This is a genomic window from Micromonospora ferruginea (genome assembly GCF_013694245.2).
In the GTDB taxonomy this organism is placed as follows: Bacteria; Actinomycetota; Actinomycetes; order Mycobacteriales; family Micromonosporaceae; genus Micromonospora; species Micromonospora robiginosa.
Genome location: NZ_CP059322.2, coordinates 769,564 through 795,528 on the forward strand (window position 1 = coordinate 769,564; position 25,965 = coordinate 795,528).

General features: G+C 73.2%; 22 protein-coding genes. 14 read left to right on the forward strand and 8 right to left on the reverse strand.

Annotated elements, in window-relative coordinates:
* Positions 1–65: 65 nt before the first annotated feature.
* Positions 66–674 carry a DedA family protein gene (locus tag H1D33_RS03645; RefSeq protein WP_181569406.1) on the forward strand — a complete coding sequence of 203 codons (609 nt, stop codon included), beginning with the start codon at positions 66–68 and terminating at the stop codon, positions 672–674.
* 45 nt (positions 675–719) lie between these two features.
* Here the strand turns inward: H1D33_RS03645 and H1D33_RS03650 are convergent, their stop codons facing one another.
* On the reverse strand, positions 720–1,373 hold the full coding sequence (locus tag H1D33_RS03650; protein ID WP_181569405.1) for an MBL fold metallo-hydrolase: 654 nt from the start codon (positions 1,371–1,373) through the stop codon (positions 720–722).
* An 8-nt stretch (positions 1,374–1,381) separates the two neighbouring features.
* Positions 1,382–2,098: a maleylpyruvate isomerase family mycothiol-dependent enzyme gene (locus H1D33_RS03655; protein WP_181569404.1), complete on the reverse strand. Its 717-nt coding sequence runs from the start codon at positions 2,096–2,098 to the stop codon at positions 1,382–1,384.
* An 89-nt stretch (positions 2,099–2,187) separates the two neighbouring features.
* Between H1D33_RS03655 and rsgA the strand changes: the two genes are divergently transcribed.
* The 5 genes from rsgA to H1D33_RS03680 all read left to right on the forward strand — a co-directional run bounded on the left by rsgA (position 2,188) and on the right by H1D33_RS03680 (position 10,540).
* Positions 2,188–3,267, forward strand: a complete 1,080-nt coding sequence (gene rsgA, locus H1D33_RS03660) for a ribosome small subunit-dependent GTPase A (RefSeq protein ID WP_181569403.1) — start codon at positions 2,188–2,190, stop codon at positions 3,265–3,267.
* A gap of 131 nt (positions 3,268–3,398) precedes the next feature.
* A complete protein-coding gene (gene uvrA / locus H1D33_RS03665; protein WP_181569402.1) occupies positions 3,399–6,341 on the forward strand; it encodes an excinuclease ABC subunit UvrA in 2,943 nt (980 codons plus the stop codon).
* A gap of 165 nt (positions 6,342–6,506) precedes the next feature.
* Positions 6,507–6,989: a Rieske (2Fe-2S) protein gene (locus H1D33_RS03670; RefSeq protein WP_181569401.1), complete on the forward strand. Its 483-nt coding sequence runs from the start codon at positions 6,507–6,509 to the stop codon at positions 6,987–6,989.
* Positions 6,990–7,071: 82 nt separating this feature from the next.
* On the forward strand, positions 7,072–9,009 hold the full coding sequence (uvrC, locus tag H1D33_RS03675; RefSeq protein WP_181569400.1) for an excinuclease ABC subunit UvrC: 1,938 nt from the start codon (positions 7,072–7,074) through the stop codon (positions 9,007–9,009).
* 883 nt (positions 9,010–9,892) lie between these two features.
* A complete protein-coding gene (locus H1D33_RS03680) occupies positions 9,893–10,540 on the forward strand; it encodes a C39 family peptidase (RefSeq protein ID WP_181569399.1) in 648 nt (215 codons plus the stop codon).
* Between the two features lie 56 nt (positions 10,541–10,596).
* On the opposite strand, the gene recQ is transcribed toward H1D33_RS03680, so the two are convergent.
* Entirely contained in the window at positions 10,597–12,438 is a 1,842-nt protein-coding gene (gene recQ / locus H1D33_RS03685) for a DNA helicase RecQ (RefSeq protein ID WP_181569398.1), read from the reverse strand.
* Positions 12,439–12,664: 226 nt separating this feature from the next.
* On the opposite strand from recQ, the gene rapZ reads away from it, so the two are divergent.
* From rapZ to H1D33_RS03725, 8 genes are all read left to right on the forward strand, one after another.
* The gene (gene rapZ / locus H1D33_RS03690; RefSeq protein WP_181572921.1) at positions 12,665–13,573 is read left to right on the forward strand and encodes an RNase adapter RapZ; all 909 of its coding nucleotides are present in this window, start codon (positions 12,665–12,667) and stop codon (positions 13,571–13,573) included.
* A complete protein-coding gene (locus H1D33_RS03695; protein WP_181569397.1) occupies positions 13,570–14,553 on the forward strand; it encodes a gluconeogenesis factor YvcK family protein in 984 nt (327 codons plus the stop codon). The genes rapZ and H1D33_RS03695 overlap by 4 nt, the downstream gene beginning before the upstream one ends.
* Positions 14,554–14,608: 55 nt before the next feature.
* A complete protein-coding gene (gene whiA, locus H1D33_RS03700) occupies positions 14,609–15,589 on the forward strand; it encodes a DNA-binding protein WhiA (protein ID WP_018788213.1) in 981 nt (326 codons plus the stop codon).
* A 266-nt stretch (positions 15,590–15,855) separates the two neighbouring features.
* Complete coding sequence (gene gap / locus H1D33_RS03705) at positions 15,856–16,860, forward strand: type I glyceraldehyde-3-phosphate dehydrogenase (protein WP_107162499.1); 1,005 nt, start codon at positions 15,856–15,858, stop codon at positions 16,858–16,860.
* Positions 16,857–18,056: a phosphoglycerate kinase gene (locus H1D33_RS03710; RefSeq protein ID WP_181569396.1), complete on the forward strand. Its 1,200-nt coding sequence runs from the start codon at positions 16,857–16,859 to the stop codon at positions 18,054–18,056. Before gap ends, H1D33_RS03710 begins: the two co-directional genes overlap by 4 nt.
* The gene (gene tpiA / locus H1D33_RS03715) at positions 18,057–18,848 is read left to right on the forward strand and encodes a triose-phosphate isomerase (protein ID WP_181569395.1); all 792 of its coding nucleotides are present in this window, start codon (positions 18,057–18,059) and stop codon (positions 18,846–18,848) included.
* A gap of 95 nt (positions 18,849–18,943) precedes the next feature.
* Positions 18,944–19,204: a preprotein translocase subunit SecG gene (secG, locus tag H1D33_RS03720; RefSeq protein ID WP_181569394.1), complete on the forward strand. Its 261-nt coding sequence runs from the start codon at positions 18,944–18,946 to the stop codon at positions 19,202–19,204.
* Between the two features lie 131 nt (positions 19,205–19,335).
* Positions 19,336–19,680 carry an RNA polymerase-binding protein RbpA gene (locus tag H1D33_RS03725; RefSeq protein ID WP_181569393.1) on the forward strand — a complete coding sequence of 115 codons (345 nt, stop codon included), beginning with the start codon at positions 19,336–19,338 and terminating at the stop codon, positions 19,678–19,680.
* A 57-nt stretch (positions 19,681–19,737) separates the two neighbouring features.
* On the opposite strand, the gene pgl is transcribed toward H1D33_RS03725, so the two are convergent.
* The 5 genes from pgl to tal all read right to left on the reverse strand — a co-directional run bounded on the left by pgl (position 19,738) and on the right by tal (position 25,956).
* Positions 19,738–20,508, reverse strand: a complete 771-nt coding sequence (pgl, locus tag H1D33_RS03730; protein ID WP_181569392.1) for a 6-phosphogluconolactonase — start codon at positions 20,506–20,508, stop codon at positions 19,738–19,740.
* Between the two features lie 47 nt (positions 20,509–20,555).
* On the reverse strand, positions 20,556–21,572 hold the full coding sequence (locus H1D33_RS03735) for a glucose-6-phosphate dehydrogenase assembly protein OpcA (protein WP_181569391.1): 1,017 nt from the start codon (positions 21,570–21,572) through the stop codon (positions 20,556–20,558).
* Positions 21,569–23,083 (reverse strand): glucose-6-phosphate dehydrogenase, encoded by a 1,515-nt coding sequence (zwf, locus tag H1D33_RS03740; RefSeq protein WP_181569390.1) that lies wholly within the window; start codon positions 23,081–23,083, stop codon positions 21,569–21,571. The genes H1D33_RS03735 and zwf overlap by 4 nt, the downstream gene beginning before the upstream one ends.
* 50 nt (positions 23,084–23,133) lie before the next feature.
* Complete coding sequence (locus H1D33_RS03745) at positions 23,134–24,699, reverse strand: glucose-6-phosphate isomerase (protein ID WP_181569389.1); 1,566 nt, start codon at positions 24,697–24,699, stop codon at positions 23,134–23,136.
* Between the two features lie 78 nt (positions 24,700–24,777).
* On the reverse strand, positions 24,778–25,956 hold the full coding sequence (tal, locus tag H1D33_RS03750) for a transaldolase (RefSeq protein WP_181569388.1): 1,179 nt from the start codon (positions 25,954–25,956) through the stop codon (positions 24,778–24,780).
* Positions 25,957–25,965: the final 9 nt, after the last annotated feature.

Consider the following 25,965-nt stretch of genomic DNA (forward strand, 5'->3'; position numbering starts at 1 on the left):
ATCGGGGGCGTGTGGGGGATCACGCCCGATGTCCCGCGCGCCCGATCGGGCATAGCGTGCCAGGCATGACGGATCTCCTCGCCCAGTTCGGGCAGCTTCCCACCACGCTGCTGATGGGGCTGCTGGGCGTGGTGATGCTCGCCGACGCCGTACCGCTGCTCGGGGTGCTGGTGCCCGGCGACGCCGCGGTCCTCGCCGCGGTCGGGGCGGGCCGGCCGGTCGGCGGGGCGGCGGCGGTCGCCGCGGTGGTCGCCGGCTGCGTGGCCGGGTGGTCGTTGAGCTTCCTCGCCGGCCGGCTCTGGGGCGCGCGGCTGCGACGCGGCCGGCTGGGCGACTGGATCGGCGAGTCCCGCTGGGCGGCCGCCGAGACGCTGCTGCGTCGCCGCGGCGGGCGGATCGTGCTGGTGGCGCCGTTCCTGCCGGTGTTCAACGCGTTACTGCCGCTGGCCGCCGGCGGGCTGCGGATGCCGTACCGGCGGTTCGTCGCCTGCGCGGCGCTCGGCGCCACCGCCTGGGCCGGGCTCTACGTGGCGCTCGGGCTGGCCGCGCGGACGCTGACCGGGCTGCTGCCCGGCGCGCCCGACCCGACGGTGCTCACCATGACGGTCGGGCTGCTGCTCGCCGGCCCGGTGCTGCTCGGCACCCGGCGGCGGCTGCGCGCGGTGACCGGCTGAGCGGGCCGGGCCCGGCCGCCACGGGGGAGGCCGGGCCCGGCGCGTTCACCAGCCGCGCGCCCGCCACTGCGGCACGGCGGGTCGCTCGGCGCCGAGCGTGCTGTCCTTGCCGTGGCCCGGGTAGAACCAGGTCTCGTCCGGCAACCGGTCGAAGAGCCGGGCCTCGACGTCGTCGATGAGCTGGCCGAAGCGTTCCGGGTCCTGGTCGGTGTTGCCCACCCCACCGGGAAAAAGCGAGTCGCCGGTGAAGAGGTGCGGGGTGCCCGCCGGGTCGCGGTAGAGCAGCGCGATCGAGCCCGGGGTGTGCCCGCGCAGGTGGATCACCTCCAGCTCGCAGTCGCCGACGGCGACGGTGTCGCCCTCGCGCAGCGCCTCGGCGGCGATCGGCAGGCCCTCGGCGTCGTCGGCGTGCACCAGCGCGCGGGCGCCGGTCTTGGCCACGACCTCCTCCAGCGCGACCCAGTGGTCCATGTGCCGGTGGGTGGTGACCACGGTCGCCAGCCCGCCGTCGCCGATCAGCTCCAGCAGGCGGGGCGCCTCGTTGGCGGCGTCGATGAGCGCCTGCTCACCGGTGGCGTGGCAGCGCAGCAGGTAGGCGTTGTTGTCCATCGGGCCCACCGACAGCTTGGTGACGGTGAGCCGGTCGAGCTCGCGCACGGCCGGCGGGCCGCCGGGCGTGACGTCTCCGGTGTAGGTCATGACGGGGTTCAGATCCATTCCGGTGGAGTCGGCAGGGGGCCGTCGGGGTCGACGGTGAGCAGCTCGCCCGTGCCCCGGCCGGTCAGCCAGGCGGCGAGTTCCGGCGCGGGGCCGGTGATCGTGGGCGCCCCCTCGGGGTCGCCCACGGTGATCTCGTGGGCGGCGCCGTCCACCCGCAGCACCATGGCCGGCGCGCCCGGGTCGCCGGCCAGGCCGGCCGTCACCTCGTGCAGCAGCCGCAGGGCGAACGCCTCCGGCCAGTCGGCCGGCCGGTAGCCGGCGCCCAGGTCGACGTGGTGCACCTCGACCTCGCGCAGCCGGCCCCACACCACCAGCGCCGCCGGCCACGGACCGCGTCGGGCCTGCACCGTCGCGCCCCACGCCTCGGCCGGCATCTCCGCCACCGCCACGTCGAAGCGCTGGGCGCTGCGGCGCAGGTCGTCCAGGAGGTCCGCCGGCCCCCGGCCGGCGCCCGTCTCGATGTCGGCGTTACGCGCCTCGACCGAGGCGTACATCGGGATCGGTTCGCCGGTGCGGGCGGCGGTGAGCAGGTTGACGAACCCGTCGGCGTTGCGGGCCAGGTGGGTGAGCACGTGCGCGCGGGTCCAGCCCGGCAGCGGCGACGGCGCCGCGACGTCCGCGGCGGTCAGGCCGGCCACGGTACGCAGCAGCCGGTCGTTGGCCGCGGCCAGCTCGCCGGTCAGCAGCAGGGGATCAGTCGTCATCGCGTTCGACCCTAGCGGGCCGGGCCGCTCCGCGCCGCCGGGGAAATCGCTTTCGGCGCGTCGGCGCGCCCCCTACCGTCGGGGACATCATGAACCTCGACCTGACCGCACTCGGCTGGGACGCCGACCGGGCTGCCCATCTCGACCGGCGATTCGACCACCGACCCGGGCGGGTGGCCCGGGTGGACCGCGGCGTGTGCACCGTGCTGTGCCCGGAGGGCCCGGTGCGGGCCAGCCTCGGCGGCGGCGTGCTCGCCGCCGCGGCCCGCGACCTGACCGCGCTGCCGTGCGCGGGCGACTGGGTGCTGCTGGCCACCTGGCCGGACGGCCCGGTCACCGTGGAGACGGTGCTGCCCCGGCGCACCGCGCTGGTGCGGCGCACCGCCGGCAAGGACGCCAGCGGCCAGGTGCTGGCCGCCAACATCGACGCCGCCGCGGTGGTCGAGCCGGTGCACCCGGCGCCGGACGCCGCCCGGATCGAACGGCTGCTCTCGCTCGTGCACGAGTCCGGCGCCGAGCCGCTGGTGCTGCTCACCAAGGCCGACCTGGCGGCCGACCCGGAGGCGGTGGCCCGGCAGTTGGCCGAGCTGGCCCCCGGGGTGCCGGTGCTGCCGGTCAGCGCCGAGCGGGGCACCGGCCTGGCGCCGCTGCGCCGGCACGTGGCCCCCGGGCGCACGCTGGGCCTGCTCGGTCCCTCCGGCGCCGGCAAGTCGAGCCTGGTCAACGCGCTGGCCGGGGCGGAGGTGATGCCCACCCAGGCGATCCGCCGGGTCGACGGCAAGGGCCGGCACACCACCACCTGGCGGGCGCTGGTGCCGCTGCCGGGTGGGGGAGCGGTGCTGGACACCCCCGGCGTACGGGCGGTCGGCCTGCTGGACGGCGCCGCCGGGCTGGACCGGGCGTTCGCCGACATCGCCGAGCTGGCCGCCGGCTGCCGGTACGCCGACTGCGCGCACGACGCCGAGCCGGCCTGCGCGGTGCGGGACGCGCTGGACCGTGGCGAGCTGTCGACGCGCCGGTGGGAGAGCTGGCGCCGGTTGCAGCGGGAGATCGCGTTCGAGAGCGGACGGCGCGCGGTGCGGCTGGCCGCCGAGCGGCGCGGCGGCTGGCGGGGCGGGCGGCGGCGCACCGGGCGGTCGGCGACCCCGCCGGCGCCCGGCCCGTTCTGAGCTGGGGGAATGTGCGCGCGACGGAAGTTGTCACACCTCGGGGCTAGAGTTGCCGGGGCGCTTTCCTGCGCCCCCGCAATTCGCGAAAAACAGACTTCGCCTCACATTCTTCTTCCGGGAGCACACGCACCGTGGCCGACCGTCTGATCATCCGTGGCGCGCGCGAGCACAACCTGCGTGACGTCAGTCTCGACCTGCCCCGGGACGCCCTGATCGTCTTCACCGGGCTCTCCGGTTCGGGCAAGTCGAGCCTGGCGTTCGACACCATCTTCGCCGAGGGGCAGCGCCGCTACGTCGAGTCGCTGTCGTCGTACGCCCGGCAGTTCCTCGGCCAGATGGACAAGCCCGATGTCGACTTCATCGAGGGCCTCAGCCCCGCGGTCTCCATCGACCAGAAGTCCACCTCGCGCAACCCCCGCTCCACCGTCGGCACCATCACCGAGGTCTACGACTACCTGCGCCTGCTCTTCGCCCGCATCGGCGAGCCGCACTGCCCGATCTGCGGCGAGCGGATCTCCAAGCAGAGCCCGCAGCAGATCGTCGACCGGGTGCTCGCCATGCCCGAGGGCACCAAGTTCATGGTGCTCGCGCCGGTGGTGCGCGGCCGCAAGGGCGAATACGTCGACCTCTTCGCCGAGCTGCAGGCCAAGGGCTACGCGCGGGCCCGGGTCGACGGCGTGGTGCACCCGCTGACCGAGCCGCCCAAGCTCAAAAAGCAGGAGAAGCACACCATCGAGGTGGTGATCGACCGGCTCAGCGTGAAGCCGAGCGCCAAGCAGCGGCTCACCGACTCGGTCGAGGCGGCGCTCGGCCTCTCCAGCGGCCTGGTGCTGCTCGACTTCGTCGACCTGCCGGAGGACGACCCGGCCCGGGAGCGCCGCTACTCCGAGCACCTGGCCTGCCCGAACGACCACCCGCTCGCCATCGAGGACCTGGAACCCCGGGTCTTCTCCTTCAACGCGCCCTACGGCGCCTGCCCCGAGTGCACCGGCCTCGGCACCAAGAAGGAGGTCGACCCGGAGCTGGTCATCCCGGACCCGGAGCGCACGCTGCGCGAGGGCGCGATCCAGCCCTGGGCCACCGGGCACAACCTGGAATACTTCCTGCGCCTGCTGGAGGCGCTCGGCGAGGCGCAGCACTTCGACGTCGACACGCCGTGGCGGGCGCTGCCGTCGCGGGCGCAGAAGACGATCCTGCACGGCTCCGACGACCAGGTGCACGTGCGCTACCGCAACAAGTACGGTCGCGAGCGCTCCTACTACACCGGCTTCGAGGGCGTGGTGCAGTGGATCGAGCGCCGGCACAACGACACCGAGTCGGAGTGGTCCCGCGACAAGTACGAGGGCTACATGCGCGACGTGCCGTGCGCGGCCTGCGGCGGCGCCCGGCTCAAGCCGGAGGTGCTGGCGGTCACGCTGGCCGGCAAGAGCATCGCCGAGGTCTGCAACCTCTCCGTCGGCGAGGCGGCCGACCTGCTCGCCGGCATCGAGCTGACCGACCGGCAGAAGATGATCGCCGAGCGCGTGCTCAAGGAGATCAACGCCCGGCTGAAGTTCCTGCTCGACGTCGGTCTGGACTATCTCTCCCTGGACCGTCCGGCGGGCACGCTCTCCGGCGGCGAGGCGCAGCGCATCCGGCTCGCCACCCAGATCGGCTCCGGCCTGGTCGGCGTGCTCTACGTGCTCGACGAGCCGTCGATCGGCCTGCACCAGCGCGACAACCACCGGCTGATCGAGACGCTGCTGCGGCTGCGCGGGCTGGGCAACACGCTGATCGTGGTCGAGCACGACGAGGACACCATCCGGGTGGCCGACTGGATCGTCGACATCGGTCCCGGGGCGGGTGAGCACGGCGGCAAGATCGTGCACAGCGGCTCGGTGCCGGCGCTGCTCGACAACGAGGAGTCGGTCACCGGCGCCTACCTGGCCGGGCGCAAGGCCATCCCGACCCCGGCCACCCGCCGGCCGCAGACGCCGGGACGCGAGCTGGTGGTGCACGGCGCGCGCGAGCACAACCTGCGCAACCTCACCGTGGGCTTCCCGCTGGGGCAGCTCATCGCGGTCACCGGGGTCAGCGGCTCGGGCAAGTCGACGCTGGTCAACGACATCCTCTACGCGGTGCTCGCCAACCAGATCAACGGCGCCCGGCTGGTGCCCGGCCGGCACACCCGGGTCACCGGCTTGGAGCACGTGGACAAGGTCGTCGGCGTGGACCAGTCGCCGATCGGGCGCACCCCGCGGTCCAACCCGGCCACCTACACCGGGGTCTGGGACCACGTCCGCAAGCTCTTCGCCGAGACCACCGAGGCCAAGGTCCGAGGGTACGGTCCGGGCCGGTTCTCGTTCAACGTCAAGGGCGGGCGCTGCGAGGCGTGCTCCGGCGACGGCACCATCAAGATCGAGATGAACTTCCTGCCGGACGTCTACGTCCCCTGCGAGGTCTGCAAGGGCGCCCGCTACAACCGGGAGACGCTGGAGGTGCACTACAAGGGCCGCACCGTCGCCGAGGTGCTGGACATGCCGATCGAGGAGGCGGCCGAGTTCTTCTCCGCCATCCCGGCCATCCACCGGCACCTGAAGACGCTGGTCGACGTCGGGCTGGGCTACGTGCGGCTCGGCCAGCCGGCGCCGACGCTCTCCGGCGGCGAGGCGCAGCGCGTGAAGCTCGCCTCCGAGTTGCAGAAGCGCTCCACCGGCCGGACGGTCTACGTGCTCGACGAGCCCACCACCGGCCTGCACTTCGAGGACATCCGCAAGCTGCTGATGGTGCTGGAGGGCCTGGTCGACAAGGGCAACACGGTCATCACCATCGAGCACAACCTCGACGTGATCAAGACGGCCGACTGGCTGATCGACATGGGCCCGGAGGGCGGTCACCGAGGCGGCACGGTGCTCGCCACCGGCACCCCGGAGGAGGTCGCCGAGGTCGCGGAGAGCCACACCGGCGAGTTCCTGCGGCCGATCCTCAAGCTGGCCGGCGAGGCCAAGGGCGCCAAGGCGGCCACCACCCGGGCGGCCAAGGCCAACGGTGTCACCAGGACGCGGGCCCGCAAGGTGCCGGCGGGCGTGCGCTGAGCGACGCGTACCGCGAGCGGGCCGGTGCGCCGGCCCGCTCGCCGGGGTCCGCGCCGGTGCCCATTTCGTGACGCGCCAGTATGAACCGTGCACCACGCTGGTGCGTGTACCGCAGTGTGGCCACGGATCATGAACCGGTGGCGACAGCCGAGAGAGAGGCCGGAGATGAGTGATGATCAGGTGCTGACCGGGCCGGTCACCCAGAGCCGTCGAGCCCTGCTCACGGGCGCCGGCGCGGTCGGCGCGGCCGTGGTGCTCGCGGGGTGCGGTGACGACGAGGCGACGCCGGGGACGGCCCCGACCAGCGGCGGACCGGGCGCCAGCGGGACCGGTGACGCCGGCGGCGGCAACCGGGACAGCAGCGGTCCGCTGGCCCGCACCACCGACATTCCGGTCGGCGGCGGCGCGGTGTACGCCAGCAAGGGCGTCGTGATCACCCAGCCCGAGGCCGGCCAGTTCAAGGCGTTCGACCCGATCTGCACGCACCAGGGCTGCCCGGTGTCGAACGTCGACGGCGGCACCATCAACTGCACCTGCCACAACAGCCGGTTCTCGATCGCCGACGGCTCGGTGAAGGCCGGCCCCGCCACCAAGCCGCTGGCGGGCAAGGAGATCAAGGTCGAGGGCGACCAGATCACGCTCGCCTGACCGCCCGCGCCGCCTCCGTCCGCCGACCGCGGGCGGGGTGCGGCGGCGGTCGGGTGTCGGGGGTGCGGACTAGGCTTGAGGCGTGGCTGACCCCTCGACCTACCGTCCCGCGACCGGCACCATCCCGGAGTCCCCAGGGGTCTACCGCTTCCGCGACGGCACCGGCCGGGTGATCTACGTCGGCAAGGCGCGCAACCTGCGCAGCCGGCTCAACTCCTACTTCGCCGACCCGGTCAACCTGCACCAGCGCACCCGGCAGATGGTCTTCACCGCCGAGTCGGTCGACTGGATCACCGTCGCCACCGAGGTCGAGGCGCTCCAGCAGGAATACACCTGGATCAAGCAGTACGACCCCCGGTTCAACGTCCGCTACCGCGACGACAAGTCCTATCCCTACCTGGCGGTCACCCTCGACGAGGAGTTCCCGCGCCTGCAGGTGATGCGCGGCGCCAAGCGCAAGGGGGTGCGCTACTTCGGGCCCTACTCGCACGCCTGGGCCATCCGCGAGACGCTCGACCTGCTGCTGCGCGTCTTCCCGGCGCGCACCTGCTCCTCCGGGGTGTTCAAGCGGGCCGGTCAGGTCGGCCGGCCCTGCCTGCTGGGCTACATCGGCAAGTGCTCCGCGCCCTGCGTCGGCACGGTCAGCGCCGAGCGCCACCGGGAGATCGTCGACGGCTTCTGCGACTTCATGGCCGGCCGCACCGACACGATGGTGCGCCGGATCGAGAAGGACATGCTGGAGGCCAGCGAGCAGTTGGAGTTCGAGCGGGCCGCCCGGCTGCGCGACGACGTGGCCGCGTTGCGCCGGGCCATGGAGAAGCAGACCGTGGTGCTCGGCGACGGCACCGACGCCGACGTGGTGGCGTTCGCCGACGACCCGCTCGAAGCCGCGGTGCAGGTCTTCCACGTCCGCGACGGCCGGGTGCGCGGCCAGCGCGGCTGGGTGGTGGAGAAGACCGAGGAGCTGACCACCGGCGACCTCGTGCACCACTTCTGCACCCAGGTCTACGGCGGCGAGCAGGGCGAGGCCGACGTCCCCCGGGAGCTGCTCGTCCCCGAGCTGCCCGCCGACGCCGACGCGCTCGCCGACTGGCTCTCCACCCGGCGGGGCAGCCGGGTGTCGCTGCGGGTGCCGCAGCGCGGCGACAAGCGGTCGCTGCTGGAGACCGTCGAGCGCAACGCCAAGGACGCGCTGGCCCGGCACAAGCTCAAGCGCGCCGGTGACCTGACCACCCGCGGTCAGGCCCTCGACGAGATCGCCGACGCGCTCGCCATGCGCACCTCGCCGCTGCGCATCGAGTGCTACGACGTCTCGCAGATCCAGGGCACCGACGTGGTCGCCAGCATGGTCGTCTTCGAGGACGGGTTGCCCCGCAAGAGCGAATACCGGCGGTTCATCGTGCGTGGCGCCACCGACGACCTCTCCGCCATGTCCGAGGTGCTGCGCCGGCGCTTCGCCCGCTATCTCGACGCCCGCGCCGAGACCGGTGAGCTGGGCGAGGAGACCGCCGCCGACCCCGACCGCCCCGGCATCGACCCGACCACCGGGCGGCCACGCCGGTTCGCGTACCCGCCGCAACTGGTGGTGGTCGACGGCGGCCCGCCCCAGGTGGCCGCCGCCGCCAAGGCGCTGACCGAGCTGGGCATCGACGACGTGGCGCTGTGCGGGTTGGCCAAGCGGCTGGAGGAGGTCTGGCTGCCCGACGACGAGTTCCCGGTCATCCTGCCGCGCACCTCCGAGGCGCTCTACCTGCTGCAACGGGTCCGCGACGAGGCCCACCGCTTCGCCATCACGTTCCACCGCCAGCGGCGCTCCAAGCGGATGACCGAGTCCGCGTTGGACAACGTGCCCGGGCTCGGCGAGGTCCGGCGGCAGGCGCTGCTGCGGCACTTCGGCTCGCTGAAGCGGCTCTCCGCGGCCACCGTCGAGGAGATCACCGAGGTGCCCGGCGTGGGCCGGCGCACGGCGGAGGCCATCCTCGCCGCCCTCGACAGCGACCCGGCCACGACACCGTCCTGACCACGGCCGTGGTGGACCCCGGCGCCTATCCTTCGGCCCATGGGAGCGATCAAGCCGTGGCACCTGTCCGTCCTGCTGCTCTGCTGCCTTCTGCCGACAGCCGTGGCGATCGCCGGCGGGATCTGGGCGTTCCGCCGCTCCGGTAGGCGCGGCTGACCACAGCGCTCTCGAACCGACCCCGATCCACCCGAGGTGGCGGCATCCCCGCGCGCCCGCAACGCCACCTCGGCAAACCGGACTTCTCGCCTTCCAAGACCGATCGTCCGCTTCACGGGACCGCGGGTCACGCCCCCCAACTCACAGGCGCATCCCACCCCGCCGGACACCCGCGGGCGTTCCACCCACCAGCCCACGGAAGCGTCAGTGGAACGTCGTGGGTGTCTCAGCCCTCGGTTGACACCCGTGGCGTTCCACCCACCAGCCCAGCGGGGCGTGACTGGAACGCTATGGGTGTCTCAGGCCCGGCATCCCTTTCGGTGGCACGCCCCGGCTGGGTGCTATGAGGTAACTGGCGCATGATGTCCGTTTCAGTGGGGCTGGCCGTGGTCGGTGCCACCGTCACGGCGGAATCGGGGCCGGGGGTGGGGCGTTATACCTGGCAGACCGCGTGGAGCCCGGCCCTGGCCGCCGGCAGCCCCGGTCGGAATGCCCGGCCACCGGCCGTCGTTACATCCCCCGGGCCGCCGAGCCCTCGGCCCGGCAGGCGTCGGAATGACCGGCCACCGGCCGTCGTTACATCCCCCTGAGCCGCCGAGCAGGCCACCCCCGTGGCCCCGGCGTACGGGCCCCGAGCAGGCCAACCGGTCGCCGAGCCCACCCCTCAAGACTTTCCCCTCTCTCGCGGCAACCCCTGCCGCGTCACCCCCCTTGGGAGGCAACCATCATGGCTACCACCCTGCTGCGTAACACCGTGCTGACCGCTGCCGGTATCGCCGCCACCGCCGGCGGTATCGCCGGGCCCGCCATCGCCGCCCACGCCGCCCCGGCCGAGAAGAGCACCGTCGTCGCCGACCGCAAGGGTCACGGCGAGCGGGAGCTGAACGTGCGCTACGAGGCACAGCCGAACTTCTACTACTGCGGCCCCGCCGCCGCCCGCAACGCCATCAGCGTCCTGGGCAAGAACATCGACGTCGACGCCATGGCCAAGGAGATGGGCACCACCGAGAACGGCACCAACAGCATCAACGACATCACCCCGGTCCTGAACAAGGAAACCGGCAAGCCCTACCGCTCCGTCGAGATCCGCAGCCCCAAGGCCGACAACAGCCAGACCGACAAGCTGCGCGCCGACATCGTCCACACCGTCGACGACGGACGCGCCGTGGTCGCCAACATCGCCGGCACCACCACCGACACCGACGGCACCACCCACTCCTTCGAAGGCGGCCACTACATCAGCGTCGTCGGCTACCAGAACAACGGCGAAACCGTCACCATCGCCGACAGCGCCAACCCGAACACCGCCTCCTACCGCATCACCGTCGACAACCTCGCCGACTGGATCGCCACCCGCGGCTACAGCACCCGCTGACACCCCCACACACACGAAGGGCCCGACCCCACCACCGGGGTCGGGCCCTTCCTGCGTCAGCCCTCGGCGAGGACCGCGAGGATCGACTCGCCGTACTTGGCGAGCTTGTTCTCACCCACGCCGTTGAACCGGGACAGCTCGGCCAGCGACGCCGGCGGCTCGGCGGCGATCTGGCGCAGCGTCGCGTCGTGGAAGATGACGTACGCCGGAACGCCCTGCTCCTTGGCGGTGGCCGCCCGCCAGGCGCGCAGCCGCTCGAAGACGCCGGCGGCGGCGGGGGAGAGGTCGGCCACGACGGTGGCCGAGCCGCGTGGCTTGGCCGCCCGGCCCGTCACCGGCCGCTCCGGCTCCTTGCGCAGGGTGACCGTGCGCCGCCGGCCGAGCACGTCGGCGCTGGCCTCGGTCAGCGCCAGCGTGCCGTAGTCGCCCTCGACGGCGAGCAGGCCCTCGGCGAGCAGTTGCCGCACCACCCCGCGCCACTCGACGTCGCGCAGCTCGGTGCCGATGCCGAACGTGCTCAGCGCGTCGTGGCCGTGCTGGTCGATCTTGTCGGTGTGCTTGCCGAGCAGGATGTCGATGCTGTGCCCGGCGCCGAAGCGCTGGTTGCGTTCCCGGTCGAGCCGGTAGACGGTGGAGAGCAGCTTCTGCGCGGCGACCGTGCCGTCCCAGGACTCCGGCGGGTCGAGGCAGGTGTCGCAGTTGCCGCAGGCGGCCCCGCCGGTTTCGCCGAAGTAGTCGAGAAGCTGGGCGCGGCGGCAGCGGACCGTCTCGCAGAGCGCCAGCATCGCGTCGAGGTGGGCGGCGAGGTTGCGCCGGTGCGCCAGGTCGCCCTCCGACGTCTCGATCATCTTGCGTTGCTGCACCACGTCCTGCAGCCCGTACGCCAGCCAGGCCGTGGACGGCAGCCCGTCGCGCCCGGCGCGGCCGGTCTCCTGGTAGTAGCCCTCGACCGACTTGGGCAGGTCGAGGTGGGCGACGAAGCGTACGTCGGGCTTGTCGATGCCCATGCCGAACGCGATGGTGGCCACCATGACCAGCCCGTCCTCGCGCAGGAAGCGCTGCTGGTTGCGGGCGCGGGTGGCCGCGTCCAGGCCGGCGTGGTAGGGCAGCGCCGCGATGCCGTTGGCGACCAGGAACTCGGCGGTCTTCTCCACCGAGGCCCGGGACAGGCAGTAGACGATGCCGGCGTCGCCGGGGTGCTCGTCGCGCAGCAGGCTCAGCAGTTGCCGGCGCGGCTCCCGCTTGGGCACGATGCGGTACTGGATGTTGGGCCGGTCGAAGCTGGCCACGAAGTGCCGGGCCTCGGTGAGTTGCAGCCGGGTGGCGATCTCGGTGCGGGTGGCCCGGGTCGCGGTCGCGGTCAGCGCGATCCGCGGCACCTGCGGCCAGCGCTCGTGCAGCATCGACAGGTTGAGGTAGTCGGGGCGGAAGTCGTGCCCCCACTGGGAGACGCAGTGTGCCTCGTCGATCGCGAACAGGGCGATCCGGCCGCGCTCCAGCAGGCCCAGGGTGGACCGCACGGCCAGCCCCTCCGGGGCGAGGTAGAGCAGGTCCAGCTCGCCGGCGAGGTAGGCCGTCTCGACCCGGCGCCGCTCGGCGGGCTCCTGCGTCGAGTTGAGGAACCCGGCCCGCACGCCGACCGCGGTGAGCGCGTCGACCTGGTCCTGCATGAGCGCGATCAGCGGGGAGACGACCACCGCCACGCCGTCGCGGACCAGCGCGGGAATCTGGTAGCAGAGCGACTTGCCGCCGCCGGTGGGCATGAGCACCAGCGCGTCGCCGCCGGCCACCACGTGCTCGATGATGTCCTGCTGGACGCCGCGGAAGGCGTCGTAGCCGAAGACCCGGCGCAGCACGCCCAGCGCGTCGTCGGTCCGCTGCTCGGTGGGGGAGACCATCCGCGCAGTCTACGAGCGCCGACCGACGACGCCCGGCCCCGAGCGGGCGCGTGGCGTGGTCGGCCGCCCCGACAAATCGGGCAACCGGCTGTTCCGGTGGTCACCCCGTGGAATCCCGGGCGGGGTCGCAGCCGTTAGAGTCGGCGACTGACCATGCGCGGCCGACCGGCCGTGGCGCCACGGCTGGGGGTAGCGGGTGAGCGAGGCGCGGACGGCGGAGGACCTGGTGCCGACCAACGCGGAGACGGCGGTGGGGCGACCGGCGCCGGCGGAGGCGGAGACCTCCCTGGTGGTGGTGACCGGCCTCTCCGGTGGTGGCCGCAGCACGGTGGCCCGGGCGCTGGAGAACGTCGGCTACTACGTGGTCGACAACCTGCCCCAGGCGCTCATGCTGGACATGGCCGAGCTGGCGTTCAAGGCCGGCGGGGCGGCCCGGCGTACGGCGATGGTGCTGGACGTGCGCTCGCGCGCCTTCTCCACCGACCTGGCCGGCGCGATCCGGGAGCTGCGCGAGCGCGGCTTCTCGCCCCGGGTCGTCTTCGTCGACGCCGACGACGAGGTGCTGATCCGCCGCTTCGAGAGCGTGCGCCGCTCGCACCCGTTGCAGGGCGACGGGCGGCTGGCCGACGGCATCGCGGTGGAGCGGGCGCTGCTGGAGGAGGCCCGCGACCAGGCCGACGTGATCATCGACACCAGCCACCTGAACGTCAACCAGCTCCGCCGCCGGGTCGAGGAGCTGTTCGGCGGCGAGGACGCCCGCCGGCTGCGGATCACCGTGCTGTCGTTCGGCTTCAAGTACGGCCTCCCGCCGGACGCCGACTTCGTGATGGACGCCCGGTTCCTGCCCAACCCGTACTGGGTGCCGGAGCTGCGGGAGCACACCGGCCGGGAGGAGGCGGTCAGCGCGTACGTGCTGGGGCAGGAGGGCGCCGACGCGTTCGTCGCCGGCTACGCCGACCTGGTCAACGCCACCACCACCGGCTTCGCGCGGGAGGGCAAGCGCTACCTGACCGTGGCGGTCGGCTGCACCGGCGGCAAGCACCGCAGTGTCGCGATCGCCGAGGAGTTGGCCGTCCGGCTGCGCGCCTCCGGCATCGCCGCCAATCCGCAGCACCGGGACCTGGGGCGGGAGTGACCCCCATCAGGGTGGTCGCGTTCGGCGGCGGGCACGGCCTCTCGGCGTCGCTGCGGGCGCTGCGGCACTGCGTACCCGGACTGGACCTGGACATCACCGCGGTGGTCACGGTCGGCGACGACGGCGGCTCCAGCGGCCGGCTGCGCGCCGAGCGCGGCGGCCTGCCCCCGGGTGACCTGCGGCAGGCGTTGGTCGCGCTCTCGGGTGACCACCCGGCGACGAGGCGCAGCGCGGCGTTGTTCCAGCACCGGTTCGCCGCCGCCGCGCCCGCGCCGGAGGGCGGCGTGGGTGACCCGCTCGTCGGGCACGCGGTGGGCAACCTGCTGCTGCACGGGCTGACCGAGCTGCTCGGCGACCCGGTGGCCGCGCTCGACCACGCCGGGGCGATGCTCGGCGCGGTCGGCCGGGTGCTGCCGATGTCCCGCCAGCCGGTGGGCATCGAGGCGCGGGTGCGCGGCGTCGACCCGGCCCACCCGGACGAGGTGCGCACGCTGCGCGGCCAGCACCAGGTGGCGATCACCACGGGCACGGTGGAGTCGCTGCGGCTGACCCCGGCCGCGCCGGCCGCGTGCGCCGAGGCGGTGACCGCGGTACGCGCCGCCGACTGGCTGATCTTCGGGCCGGGCAGTTGGTACACCAGCGTGCTGCCGCACCTGCTGGTGCCCGGCCTGGCCGACGCGATCGTGTCCAGCCCGGCGCGGCGGCTGGTGACGCTGAACCTGGTGGCGGAGAAGGAGACGTCCGGGCTGTCCCTGCCCGACCATCTGGACACCCTGCGGCGCTATCTGCCCGAGCTGAAAGTGGACATGGTGCTGGCCGACTCCACGGCGGTGGGTGACCCCGCACCGGTCGAACGTGCGGCAGAATCGCTGGGTGCCCGGCTGGTCCTCGCCCCCGTCGCCGTCACCGACGGCACGCCCTGTCATGATCCGGCCGCACTGGGCGCCGCACTGGTGCCTGTCCTGGGCGCCGATCGTTAGACACGTACGTAATCACCGGCGACACGCCGGTACTGGTCCGTGAGGGGGCGCTGGAATGGCGATGACGGCTGCGGTCAAGGACGAGCTGAGTCGGGTCGACGTGCCCAAGCCCTGCTGCCGCCGGGCGGAGATGGCCGCCCTGCTGCGCTTCGCCGGCGGCCTGCACATCGTGTCGGGTCGCGTGGTGGTCGAGGCGGAGCTGGACACCGGCGCGGTGGCCCGCCGGCTGCGGCGGGAGATCGCCGAGGTCTACGGCTACCCGAGCGAGATCCACGTGCTCGCCTCGGGCGGCCTGCGCAAGGGCAGCCACTTCATCGTGCGGGTGGTCAAGGACGGTGAGGCGCTGGCCCGGCAGACCGGCCTGCTGGACGTGCGGGGCCGTCCGGTGCGGGGCCTGCCGCCGCACGTGGTGGCCGCCAACGTCTGCTGCGCGGTCTCCGCCTGGCGCGGCGCGTTCATGGCGCACGGCTCGCTGACCGAGCCGGGCCGCTCCAGCGCGCTGGAGATCACCTGCCCGGGGCCGGAGTCGGCGCTCGCGCTGGTCGGCGCCGCCCGCCGGATCGGCATCACCGCCAAGAACCGTGAGGTGCGTGGCGTGGACCGGGTGGTGGTGAAGGACGGCGACGCGATCGCCGCGCTGCTCACCCGCATCGGCGCGCACTCCAGCGTGCTGGCCTGGGAGGAGCGTCGGGTCCGCCGGGAGGTGCGCGCGACCGCCAACCGGCTGGCCAACTTCGACGACGCGAACCTGCGCCGCTCGGCGCGCGCGGCGGTGGCCGCCGCCGCCCGGGTGACCCGGGCGCTGGAGATCCTCGCCGACGACGCGCCCAACCATCTGACGTCGGCCGGCCGGCTGCGGCTGGAGCACCGCCAGGCGTCGCTGGAGGAGCTGGGCGCGCTCGCCGAGCCGCCGCTGACCAAGGACGCCATCGCCGGCCGGATCCGCCGGCTGCTGGCGTTGGCCGACAAGCGGGCCCGTGACCTCGGCATCCCGGATACCGAAGCGGCCGTCACGCCGGACATGCTCGTGGTCTGATAGGACGCAGGGGGCGACGTCGCGCGACCGGGATCACCACCCGGCGCAGCGGGCCGCCACGCGCTCGGATAGGGTCGCTGCGTACGGCAAGGGGGCCGGCACAGGCATTCCTCGCCGTACTCACCGCCTCGGGCGGTCAGGTCTCCATGGACCGCGGCGGGGTGGCCGAGATGACATCGTCAACGGCCGGCTCCAACGGTCGGCGCACACACCTCCGCCGGCCGTGGTCTGACGCCGGCGGACCAGAACGCGAGGAGATGGGACCTGTGACCATCCGGGTTGGCATCAACGGCTTCGGCCGTATCGGCCGTAACTTCTTCCGGGCAGTGCTGGCGTCCGGCGCGGACATCGAGATCGTGGCGGTCAACGACCTGACCGACAACGCGACGCTCGCCCACCTTGTCAAGTACGACAGCATCCTGGGTCGCCTCCCGCACGAGGTGAAGGCCAGCGCCGACGAGATCACCGTGGGTGGCAAGGCCATCAAGGTGTTCGAGGAGAAGGACCCCGGCAAGCTGCCGTGGAGCGAGGTCGGCGTGGACGTCGTCATCGAGTCCACCGGGTTCTTCACCGACGCCACCAAGGCGAAGGCGCACATCGACGGCGGGGCCAAAAAGGTCATCATCTCCGCGCCGGCGAAGAACGAGGACGTCACCGTGGTCATGGGCGTCAACCAGGACCAGTACGACCCGGCCAAGCACAACATCATCTCGAACGCGTCCTGCACCACCAACTGCCTCGCGCCGATGGCGAAGGTCCTGCAGGACACGTTCGGCATCACCAAGGGTCTGATGACCACCATCCACGCGTACACGCAGGACCAGAACCTGCAGGACGCGCCGCACAAGGATCTGCGTCGGGCCCGGGCCGCCGCGCTCAACATCGTGCCGACCTCGACCGGCGCCGCGAAGGCGATCGGCCTGGTGCTGCCGGAGCTGAAGGGCAAGCTGGACGGCTACGCGCTGCGGGTGCCGATCCCGACCGGCTCGGCCACCGACCTGACCGTCGAGGTCGGCCGGGAGACCACCGTGGACGAGGTCAACGCCGCGATCAAGGCCGCCGCGGAGGGCCCGCTCAAGGGCGTCCTGGTCTACAACGAGGACCCGATCGTGTCCGCCGACATCGTCACCGACCCGGCGTCGTGCATCTTCGACGCGCCGCTGACCAAGGTGATCGGCAACCAGGTCAAGGTCGTCGGCTGGTACGACAACGAGTGGGGCTACTCCAACCGCCTGGTGGACCTGGTCAAGCTGGTCGGTTCGTCGCTGTGAGCATCCGCGACCTCGACGACCTGCTCGCCGAGGGGGTGTCGGGTCGGCGCGTGCTGGTGCGCGCCGACCTGAACGTCCCGCTCGACAAGCAGACCGGTGACATCACCGACGACGGCCGGATCCGGGCGGTGCTGCCGACGCTGAGCGCGCTGGTGCAGGCCGGCGCGAAGGTGGTCGTCTGCTCGCACCTGGGCCGCCCGAAGGGCGCGCCGGACCCGCAGTTCAGCCTCCGCCCGGTCGCCGGGCGGCTCGGTGAGCTGCTCGACGCCCCGGTGCACTTCGCCGAGGACACCGTCGGCGACTCGGCGCGGTCCACCGTGGCCGAGCTGGCCGACGGCCAGGTCGCGCTGCTGGAGAACCTCCGGTTCAACAAGGGGGAGACCAGCAAGGACGACGCCGAGCGGGGCGCCTTCGCCGATCAGCTCGCGGGTCTCGGCGACGCGTACGTCGACGACGCGTTCGGCGCGGTGCACCGCAGGCACGCCAGCGTGCACGACGTGCCGGCGCGCCTGCCGCACGTCGCCGGCCGGCTGGTGCTGCGCGAGGTCGAGGTGCTCAGCAAGCTGACCGGCGCGCCCGAGCGGCCGTACGTGGTGGTGCTGGGCGGTTCGAAGGTCTCCGACAAGCTGGCCGTGATCGAGGCGCTGCTGCCCACGGTCGACCGGCTGCTCATCGGCGGCGGGATGTGCTTCACCTTCCTCAAGGCCCAGGGCCACGAGGTGGGCACCTCGCTGCTGGAGGAGGAGATGGTCGAGACCTGCCGCAACCTGCTGGAACGCGCGCCCGGCAAGATCATGCTCCCGGTCGACGTGGTGGCCGCGGACGCGTTCGCCCCGGACGCCGCGCACGACACGATGCCGGCCGACGGCATCCCCAGCCACCGGTTGGGCCTGGACATCGGGCCGGAGACGGTGGCCGGTTTCGCCGCCGTGCTGTCCCAGGCGAAGACGATCTTCTGGAACGGCCCGATGGGCGTGTTCGAGATGGCCGCGTTCGCCAACGGCACGCGCGGGGTGGCCGAGGCGATCACCAAGGCCGACGCGTTCAGCGTGGTCGGCGGCGGTGACTCGGCGGCGGCGGTGCGGGCGCTGGGTCTGGACGAGTCCTCGTTCGGGCACATCTCCACCGGTGGTGGCGCGTCTCTCGAATACCTGGAGGGCAAGACCCTCCCCGGCATCGCGGCTCTGGAGAACTGAATGGCGAGCACCACCCGCCGGCCGCTGATGGCCGGCAACTGGAAGATGAATTTGAACCACCTCGAGGCCAACCTGCTGGTGCAGAAGCTGGCGGCGAGCCTCAACGAGAAGCAGCTCACCGACGTCGAGTGCGTGGTGCTGCCGCCCTTCACCGACCTGCGGACGGTGCAGACCGCGGTGGACGGCGACAAGCTGCTGATCGGCTACGGCGCGCAGGACCTGTCGCCGTTCCCGTCCGGGGCCTACACCGGTGACATCGCCGGGCCGATGCTGGCGAAGCTGGGCTGCGGCTACGTGGTGGTCGGCCACTCCGAGCGCCGGCAGTACCACCACGAGGACGACGCGCTGGTCAACGCGAAGGTGGCGGCGGCGCTGGCGAACGGGCTCACCCCGATCCTCTGCATCGGTGAGGGCCTGGAGATCCGCGAGCAGCTCAAGCAGGTTCCGCACTGCTGCGACCAGCTCGACGGCGCGCTGAAGGGCCTCACCGCCGAGCAGGTCACCAAGGTCGTCGTGGCGTACGAGCCGGTCTGGGCGATCGGCACCGGCAAGACGGCGACCCCGGAGGACGCGCAGGAGGTCTGCGGCGAGGTGCGCAAGCGGCTCGTGGAGACCTTCGACGAGACCACCGCCGGGCAGGTCCGGATCCTCTACGGCGGGTCGGTCAAGGCGTCGAACGTCGCCGCGATCATGGCCCAGCCGGACGTGGACGGGGCGCTGGTCGGGGGCGCGAGCCTGGACGCGGAGGAGTTCGCGCAGATCTGTCGGTTCCCGGAGCACACGGCCCGCTGATCGCTCGCTATCCTTGACGCTGCCCGTCCAACGGTCGGTGCCGCCGTGCCCGACAGGTCCGGGCAGTGATCGTAACGAGAGGACTGACCCCCGCCATGCCGATCTGGTTCGCCTACACGATGATCACGTTGCTGGTCATCACCAGCGTGCTGCTCGTCCTGCTGATCCTCCTGCACCGCGGTAAGGGCGGCGGCTTGTCGAGCATGTTCGGCGGCGGCGTCAGCTCCAGCCTGGCCGGTTCCTCGGTGGCCGAGAAGAATCTCGACCGCTACACCGTTCTGGTGGGGATCGTCTGGTTCGCGTGCATCGTCGGGCTGGGGCTCTGGCTCCGGCTGCAGATGAGCAGCGGCACCTGAGCGAGCGCCGAAGAAGCGTACAATCTGCGCGCGGTCCGTTACGGACCGCGCGCAGTTTTGTTTCTCCGCCCGTCGCCCGTCGCCGACCCCTTCCGGCGGCGGTCCCCTCCGACGACAGGGAGCGAGCAACCGTGCCCAGCAACAACGTCATCCGCGGCACCCGGATCGGGTCCGCCCCCGAGCGTTTCGACCAGCGCACCGAGCCGGCGCCGCGCCGCCCGGTCGTCTACTGGTGCCGCCACGAGCACCGGGTCGAGTTCCTGATCGCCGCCGAGGCGGAGACCCCGGCGTCGTGGGACTGCCCCCGCTGCGGGGAACCGGCCGGCCCCGAGCCGGGCAACCCGCCGGGCCGGCAGCGGGCCGAGCCCTACAAGACCCATTTGGCGTACGTGCAGGAGCGGCGCACGCCGGAGGAGGGTGAGGCGCTGCTCGCCGAGGCCCTGGCGGCGTTGCGCCGGCGCCGAGGTCGCGCCTGAGGGGCGTTAGGAAGGGGCCCCGCCCATACCGCAGGCGTTAAGCGGGGGCCCCTCCTTTCACCTCAGGCTGCGCGAGCGCGGTGGGACGTTCGCCGCGGCGGCGCGGTCCAGCAGCCAGAGGGTGCGCGACACGCCCCGCACCCCGGCCGCCGGAAGCTGCACCGGCCCGGCGCCGGCCAGCGCCATGCCCACCGCCCGGGCCTTGTCCGCCCCGGCGGCGACCAGCCACACCTCCTCGGCCGTGTTGATCGTCGGCAGGGTCAGCGTGGTGCGCACCGGCGGCGGCTTCGGGCTGCCCCGCACCGCGCTCACCGGCCGGCTGTCGTGGTGCACCGGGTGCTCCGGGAACACCGACGCCACGTGCCCGTCCTCACCGACGCCGAGCATCAGCACGTCGAAGTGGGGCAGCGCCGCGGTGCCCGGCCGGGCGGCGGCGGCCAGCTCCCGCGCGTACGCGGCGGCGGCCGCCTCCGGGTCGTCGCCGGCCGGGCCGTCGGAGGCCGGCATCGGGTGCACCCGGGCCGGGTCCAGCGGCACCGCGTCCAGCAGCGCCGCCCGGGCCTGGGTCTCGTTGCGCTCCGGGTCGCCGGCCGGCAGGAAGCGCTCGTCGCCCCACCAGACGTCGACCCGGGACCAGTCCACTGCGTCCCGGGCGGGCAACTGGCCGACCGCCCGGTGGACCGCCGCGGCGATCCGCCCACCGGTCAGCACTACCGACGCCTGACCGCGTTCGGCCTGCGCGTCGAGCAGCTTCACCACCAGCCGGGCCGCCACCGCCTGCGCCAGCAGGTCGGGGTCGGCGTGTACGGCGACACTCGCCTCAGTCATCCGTCGTGCCTCGTGTCTCTGTGCGTCCGACCGCCCGGTCCGGGCGGTCACTCGTTGGCTGTCGCGCCCGCGTGCGCGGTCACGCCGGCCTCGGCCCGCTGGGCGGTCGCCGGATCCTTCCACACGTGCACCCGCTGCGGCGCACGCTGGTCCAGGCCGGTCAGCCCGGCCGTCGCGCCGAGCGCCTCGGCGTAGACCTGGTCGGCGTCGAGGCGGCGCAGCTCCTCGGCCAGCTCGTCGCCGAGCGGCCGGCGGACCAGCGGCAGCGTCCGGTCCTCCTGCCCGGTACGCCGGAACACGGCGATGCTGTCGTCGCGGGTCAGCGTCAGCTCGTCGCCGTTGGCGCAGCGCAACTGCACCTCGCGCATGCGCGGGAACTCGTCGGTGTGCTCCCAGGACGGCTGGATGCCGAGCCGGGCGCTCAGCCAACCGCACATCAGCGCCGCCGTCGGGTCGGTGCGCGGCGCGACCACGGTCGCCTCGGTGACCCGGGCCTGGGTGGTGTCGAACGCGCCGGCGACGAGCGTGCGCCACGGGGTGATCCGGGTCCAGGCCAGGTCGGTGTCGCCCGGCGCGTAGTCGCAGGCCCGCTCCCGCAGCGCGGCGATCGGGTCGGCGGCCTGCGCCGCGTCGGTGATCCGCCGGTCGGCCACCACGCCGAGGAAGTCGGTCGCGATCTCGGCCGGCGGCTCACCGTGCCACCAGGTCACCACCGGCACGTCCGGCACCAGCAGCGGCATCACCACGGACTCGGCGTGCAGCGCCAGCCGGCCGTACATCCGGGTGACCACCGCCTCGCACGGGCCGAGCCGGCCACCCACGACGATCTCCGCGTCCAGCCGGTTGCGGTCCCGCTCGATGTCGGAGCGGACCACCACGAGCAGCCGGCACGGGTGCGCGGCGGCGGCGATGGTGGCCGCCGCCTCGGCCTCGCGGACCCGCTTCTCGTCCACCACGACGATCAGGGTGAGCGCCATGCCGCTGGCCACCCCGCCCGCGCTGCGCCGCTCGGCGGCCAGCGCCTTGACCACCTCGTTGCCGGTGGTGTCCCACAGCCCGATCATGCTCTTCTCCAAGCCCGGCCCTCGTGGGCCAGCATCTCGTCGGCGGCGCGGGGGCCCCACTCGCCGGCCCGGTACGGCTCCGGCTTCGTGCCCTCCCAGGCGTGCTCCAGCGGGTCGACCACCTGCCAGCTCTGCTCCACCTCGGCGGCGTCCGGGAACAGCGTCCGGTCGCCGATGAGCACGTCAAGCACCAGCCGCTCGTACGCCTCCGGGCTGGACTCGGTGAACGCCTCGCCGTACTGGAAGTCCATCGCGATGTCGCGGACCTCCATGGTGGTACCCGGCACCTTGGAGCCGAACTTCAGCACCACGCCCTCGTCCGGCTGGACCCGGATGACGAGCTGGTTGGAGCCGAGCGACTCCATGTCGGCCGGGTTGAACGGCAGGTGCGGCGCCTTCTTGAACATGATGGCCACCTCGGTGACCCGCCGGGGCAGCCGCTTGCCGGCCCGGATGTAGAACGGCACCCCGGCCCAGCGGCGGTTCTGGATGGCCAGCTTCACCGCCACGTACGTCTCGGTGGTGGAGTCCGCCGGGACGTCCTCCTCCTCCAGGTAGCCCTTGGCGCGCTCGCCGCCCACCCAGCCGGGCAGGTACTGGCCGCGCACGGTGTCCCGGGAGACGTCGCGGGGCACCGCGATCGCCTTGAGCACCTTGAGCTTCTCGGCCCGGATCTCGTCGGCGTCGAAGCTGGTCGGCTCCTCCATCGCCACCAGGGCGAGCAACTGGAGCAGGTGGTTCTGCAGCACGTCGCGGGCGGTGCCGACCGAGTCGTAGAAGGCGGCCCGGGTGCCGATGCCGACGTCCTCGGCCATGGTGATCTGGACCGAGTCGACGTACTTGGAGTTCCACAGCGGCTCGAACAGGTTGTTGGCGAACCGCAGCGCCAGGATGTTCTGGACCGTCTCCTTGCCCAGGTAGTGGTCGATCCGGAAGACGTCCTGCCGGGTGAAGACGTCGTCGACCAGGTCGTTGAGCGCCTTGGCCGAGGGCAGGTCGTTGCCGAACGGCTTCTCCACCACCACCCGCCGCCAGCCGCCGGACTTGTCGTTGTCCGCCATGCCGGTGCGGGCGAGCTGCTTGAGCACCACCGGGAACGCCGCCGGGGGGATGGAGAAGTAGAACGCGGCGTTGCCGGCGATGCCGTGCGTGTCGCGCAGGTCGTCGAGCGTGGTGGCGAGATGGTCGAAGGCGGCGTCGTCGTCGAACGAGCCGCCGACGAACTTGATGTTGCCGACGAGCCGGGCCCAGACCTCCTCCCGCCACGGGGTGCGGGCGTGCTTCTTGGCCGCGTCGTGGGCCAGCGACTCGAAGTCACCGTCGCCCCAGTCGCGGCGGGCGAAGCCGAGGACCACGAAGCCGGGCGGCAGGAGCCCCCGGTTGGCCAGGTCGTAGACCGCCGGCAGCAACTTCTTGCGGGCCAGGTCCCCGGTGACGCCGAAGATCACCAAGGCGCACGGTTCGGGGATCCGCGGCAGCCGCCGGTCCTGCGGGTCGCGCAGCGGGTTCACCGGGCCACCTCCTCCTGCATCTCGGTCCACTGATTCCAGATCGTTGATCGTCACGTAGGTGTCCGTCCGGCCGTATCCAGCAGTTGGGCGGCGCCCGCCGCCCGCTCGGTCAGGTGCAGTCGCAGCACCGGTCGCTCCCGGCCGGCCAGGGCCCGCCGGTCGCTGGCGGCCTGGGCCGCCTGGAGTTCCGCGAAGGTGTACGGGCGGCCGGGCACCGGCAGATCATCGGTGACCGCACCGGTGATCTGGAGGTGCCGGGCGCACCCGTCGGAGTGGCTCGGGTGGCGGGGGCCCCAGCCGAAGGTCACCGGCCGCCCGGTGGTGCGGGCCAGCAGCGGGCGCAGCCCGGCCACCGCCGCGTCGGCCCGCGGGTCGAGGTGGGCGGTCACGGCGAGGTGCTCGTCCGGGGCCAGCCCGTCGATGATCCAGCGCAGCGCGCCGGCCAGGTCGGTCGGGGCGCCGGCCGGGGCGTACACCTCGACCGCGCCGTCGACCGACGAGGGCGACCCGCCCGGGGTGTCGTCGTCGGTGCGGGCCGCCGGCTCCGCGAACGGGTCCACCCCCAGCGGCACCGCGGCGATCGCGGCGGCGTGTGCCCAGGTGAGGAACTGCGCGCCGAGCGGGCCGTTGACCGCCACGTCGGCGGCCACGCCGGGCGCCATCCCCGGGCCGAGCGCGCCGCCGATCCCGACCGTCAGCACGTCCGGGCCGGTGGCGCCGGGCGCGTCGGGGGACTCCGCCGCGATCGGCAGCACCCGCCCGCCGCCGGCGGCGGTGAGCAGCGCGCCGACCCAGTGCCGCAGCCCGTCGAGGCCGGTGCCGTCGGGCGCCAACGCGACGGTGTTCCGCCCGCCGGCAGCCGCCGCGCCCAGGGCCGCGCCGAGCGCGAGAGCCGGATTGTCCCGGTCCCGCTCCAGCGCGCCGGCGAGTGCCGCGGCCTCGTCCAGCAGTTCGGTGACCGGTGCGCCGGCGAGCGCCGCCGGCACCAGGCCGTACGCGGAGAGCGCGGACCAGGGCCCGGCCACCTCCTCATCGGCCGGGATCAGCACCGCGCCCAGCTCGTCGGCGAGCGCCGCCAGCGCCGAGCCGGGCGGGGTGACCACCACGACGTGCCGGTCCGCCTCCGGCCCGGCGTCGTGCCAGGCCTCCCGCCAGACCCGCAGGTGCGCGTCGGTGGTCGGGTCGGGGCCGGCTCGCCCGGCGAGCACCAGCACCGTGCGCGCCGGACGGTCCGCCAGGGCCGCGCGGGCCGGGCCGGGATCGGCGGTGTCGAGCACGGTCAGCGGCCGGCCCAGGCATTCGGCGATCACCCGGGCGGCCAGCGTGACGTCGCCGTCGCCGGCGAGCACCACGTGGTCCAGGTCGCCCAGTTCGGCGGTCAGCTCGGCGAGCTGGGGGAGCAGGTCCCGGCTGCGGCAGTGGGTGTCCACCCAGCCCAGCCGGTCGCGGGCGGTCGCCTCGGCCGCCGGCCCCCAGAGGGTCGGGTCCTGGGCGGCCAGCCGCGCGGGGACGTGCGAGGCGACCAGCGCGGCGCGCGCGGACACGTCCACCGCGCCCGCGCCGTGCACGGCCAGGCCGGCGGCGACGTCCGCCGGCCCGGCCAGCAGGTCGCTCATGTGCTTCACCTCACCGGGTCCACGGTACGGCGGAACGCGCCCCGGGGCGCTGCCCCGGGACGCGTCGCACGCCGTCGGTCACGCGTTCCCGCCGGCCTGCTGGGCGTTGCGGGCGTTGCCCTCGGCGGCCCGGTGCGGGCTGCCCGCGCCCTTGGCCGCCTCGGCGAGGGACTTCTTGACTCCCTCCAGCAGCTCCAGCCAGCTCGCCTCGAACTTCTCCACGCCCTCGCGCTCCAGGGTGGCGATCACGTCGGCCAGGTCCACCCCGACCGACTCCAGGTCGGCGAAGGCCTGCCGCGCGTCGTCGTACGCGCCGGTGATCGTGTCGGCCTGCGTCTCGCCGTGCTCCGCGTAGGCGTGCACGACCGGCTCCGGCATGGTGTTGACCGTGCCGGGGGCGATCAGCTCCTCGACGTAGATGACGTCCCGGTAGTCGGGGTTCTTCGTCGAGGTGGAGGCCCACAGCGGCCGCTGCGGGTGGGCGCCGGCGTCGGCGAGCTTCTGCCACCGGTCGGAGGAGAACACCTCGCCGTAGCGCTCGTAGGCCAGCCGGGCGTTGGCGACGGCGGCCTTGCCGCGCAGCGCCTTGGCCTGGTCGGAGCCGATCTTCTCCAGCCGCTTGTCCACCTCGGTGTCGACCCGGGAGACGAAGAACGAGGCCACCGAGCCGATCTTGGACAGGTCGTGGCCGTTGGCCTTCGCCTGCTCCAGGCCGGCGAGGAACGCCTCCATCACCTGCGAGTAGCGGTCCAGGCCGAAGATCAGCGTGACGTTCACGCTGATCCCCTCGGCCAGCGTCTTGGTGATCGCCGGCAGGCCCTCCTCGGTCGCCGGGATCTTGATGAAGAGGTTCGGCCGGTCGACCAGCCACCACAGCGCCTTGGCCTCGGCGGCGGTCTTGTCCGCGTCGTGCGCCGAGCGGGGGTCCACCTCGATCGAGACCCGGCCGTCGACGCCGTCGCTGGCGTCGTAGGAGGGGCGCATCACGTCGCAGGCCCACCGCACGTCGTACGTGGTGAGCATGCGGACCGCCTCCTCGACGTCCACGTCGCGGGTGGCGAGGTCACGGAGCTGCCAGTCGTACTCGTCGGCGTCGCTCAGCGCCTTGGCGAAGATCGTCGGGTTGGTGGTCACCCCGGCCACGTGGCTCTCCCGGCGCAGCTTGTCCAGCCCGCCGGAGGTCAGTCGTACCCGGGAAAGATCGTCGAGCCAGATCGCCACCCCGGCGTTCTGGAGCTCTTTCAGCCTGTCCGTCATGCCGTCCAC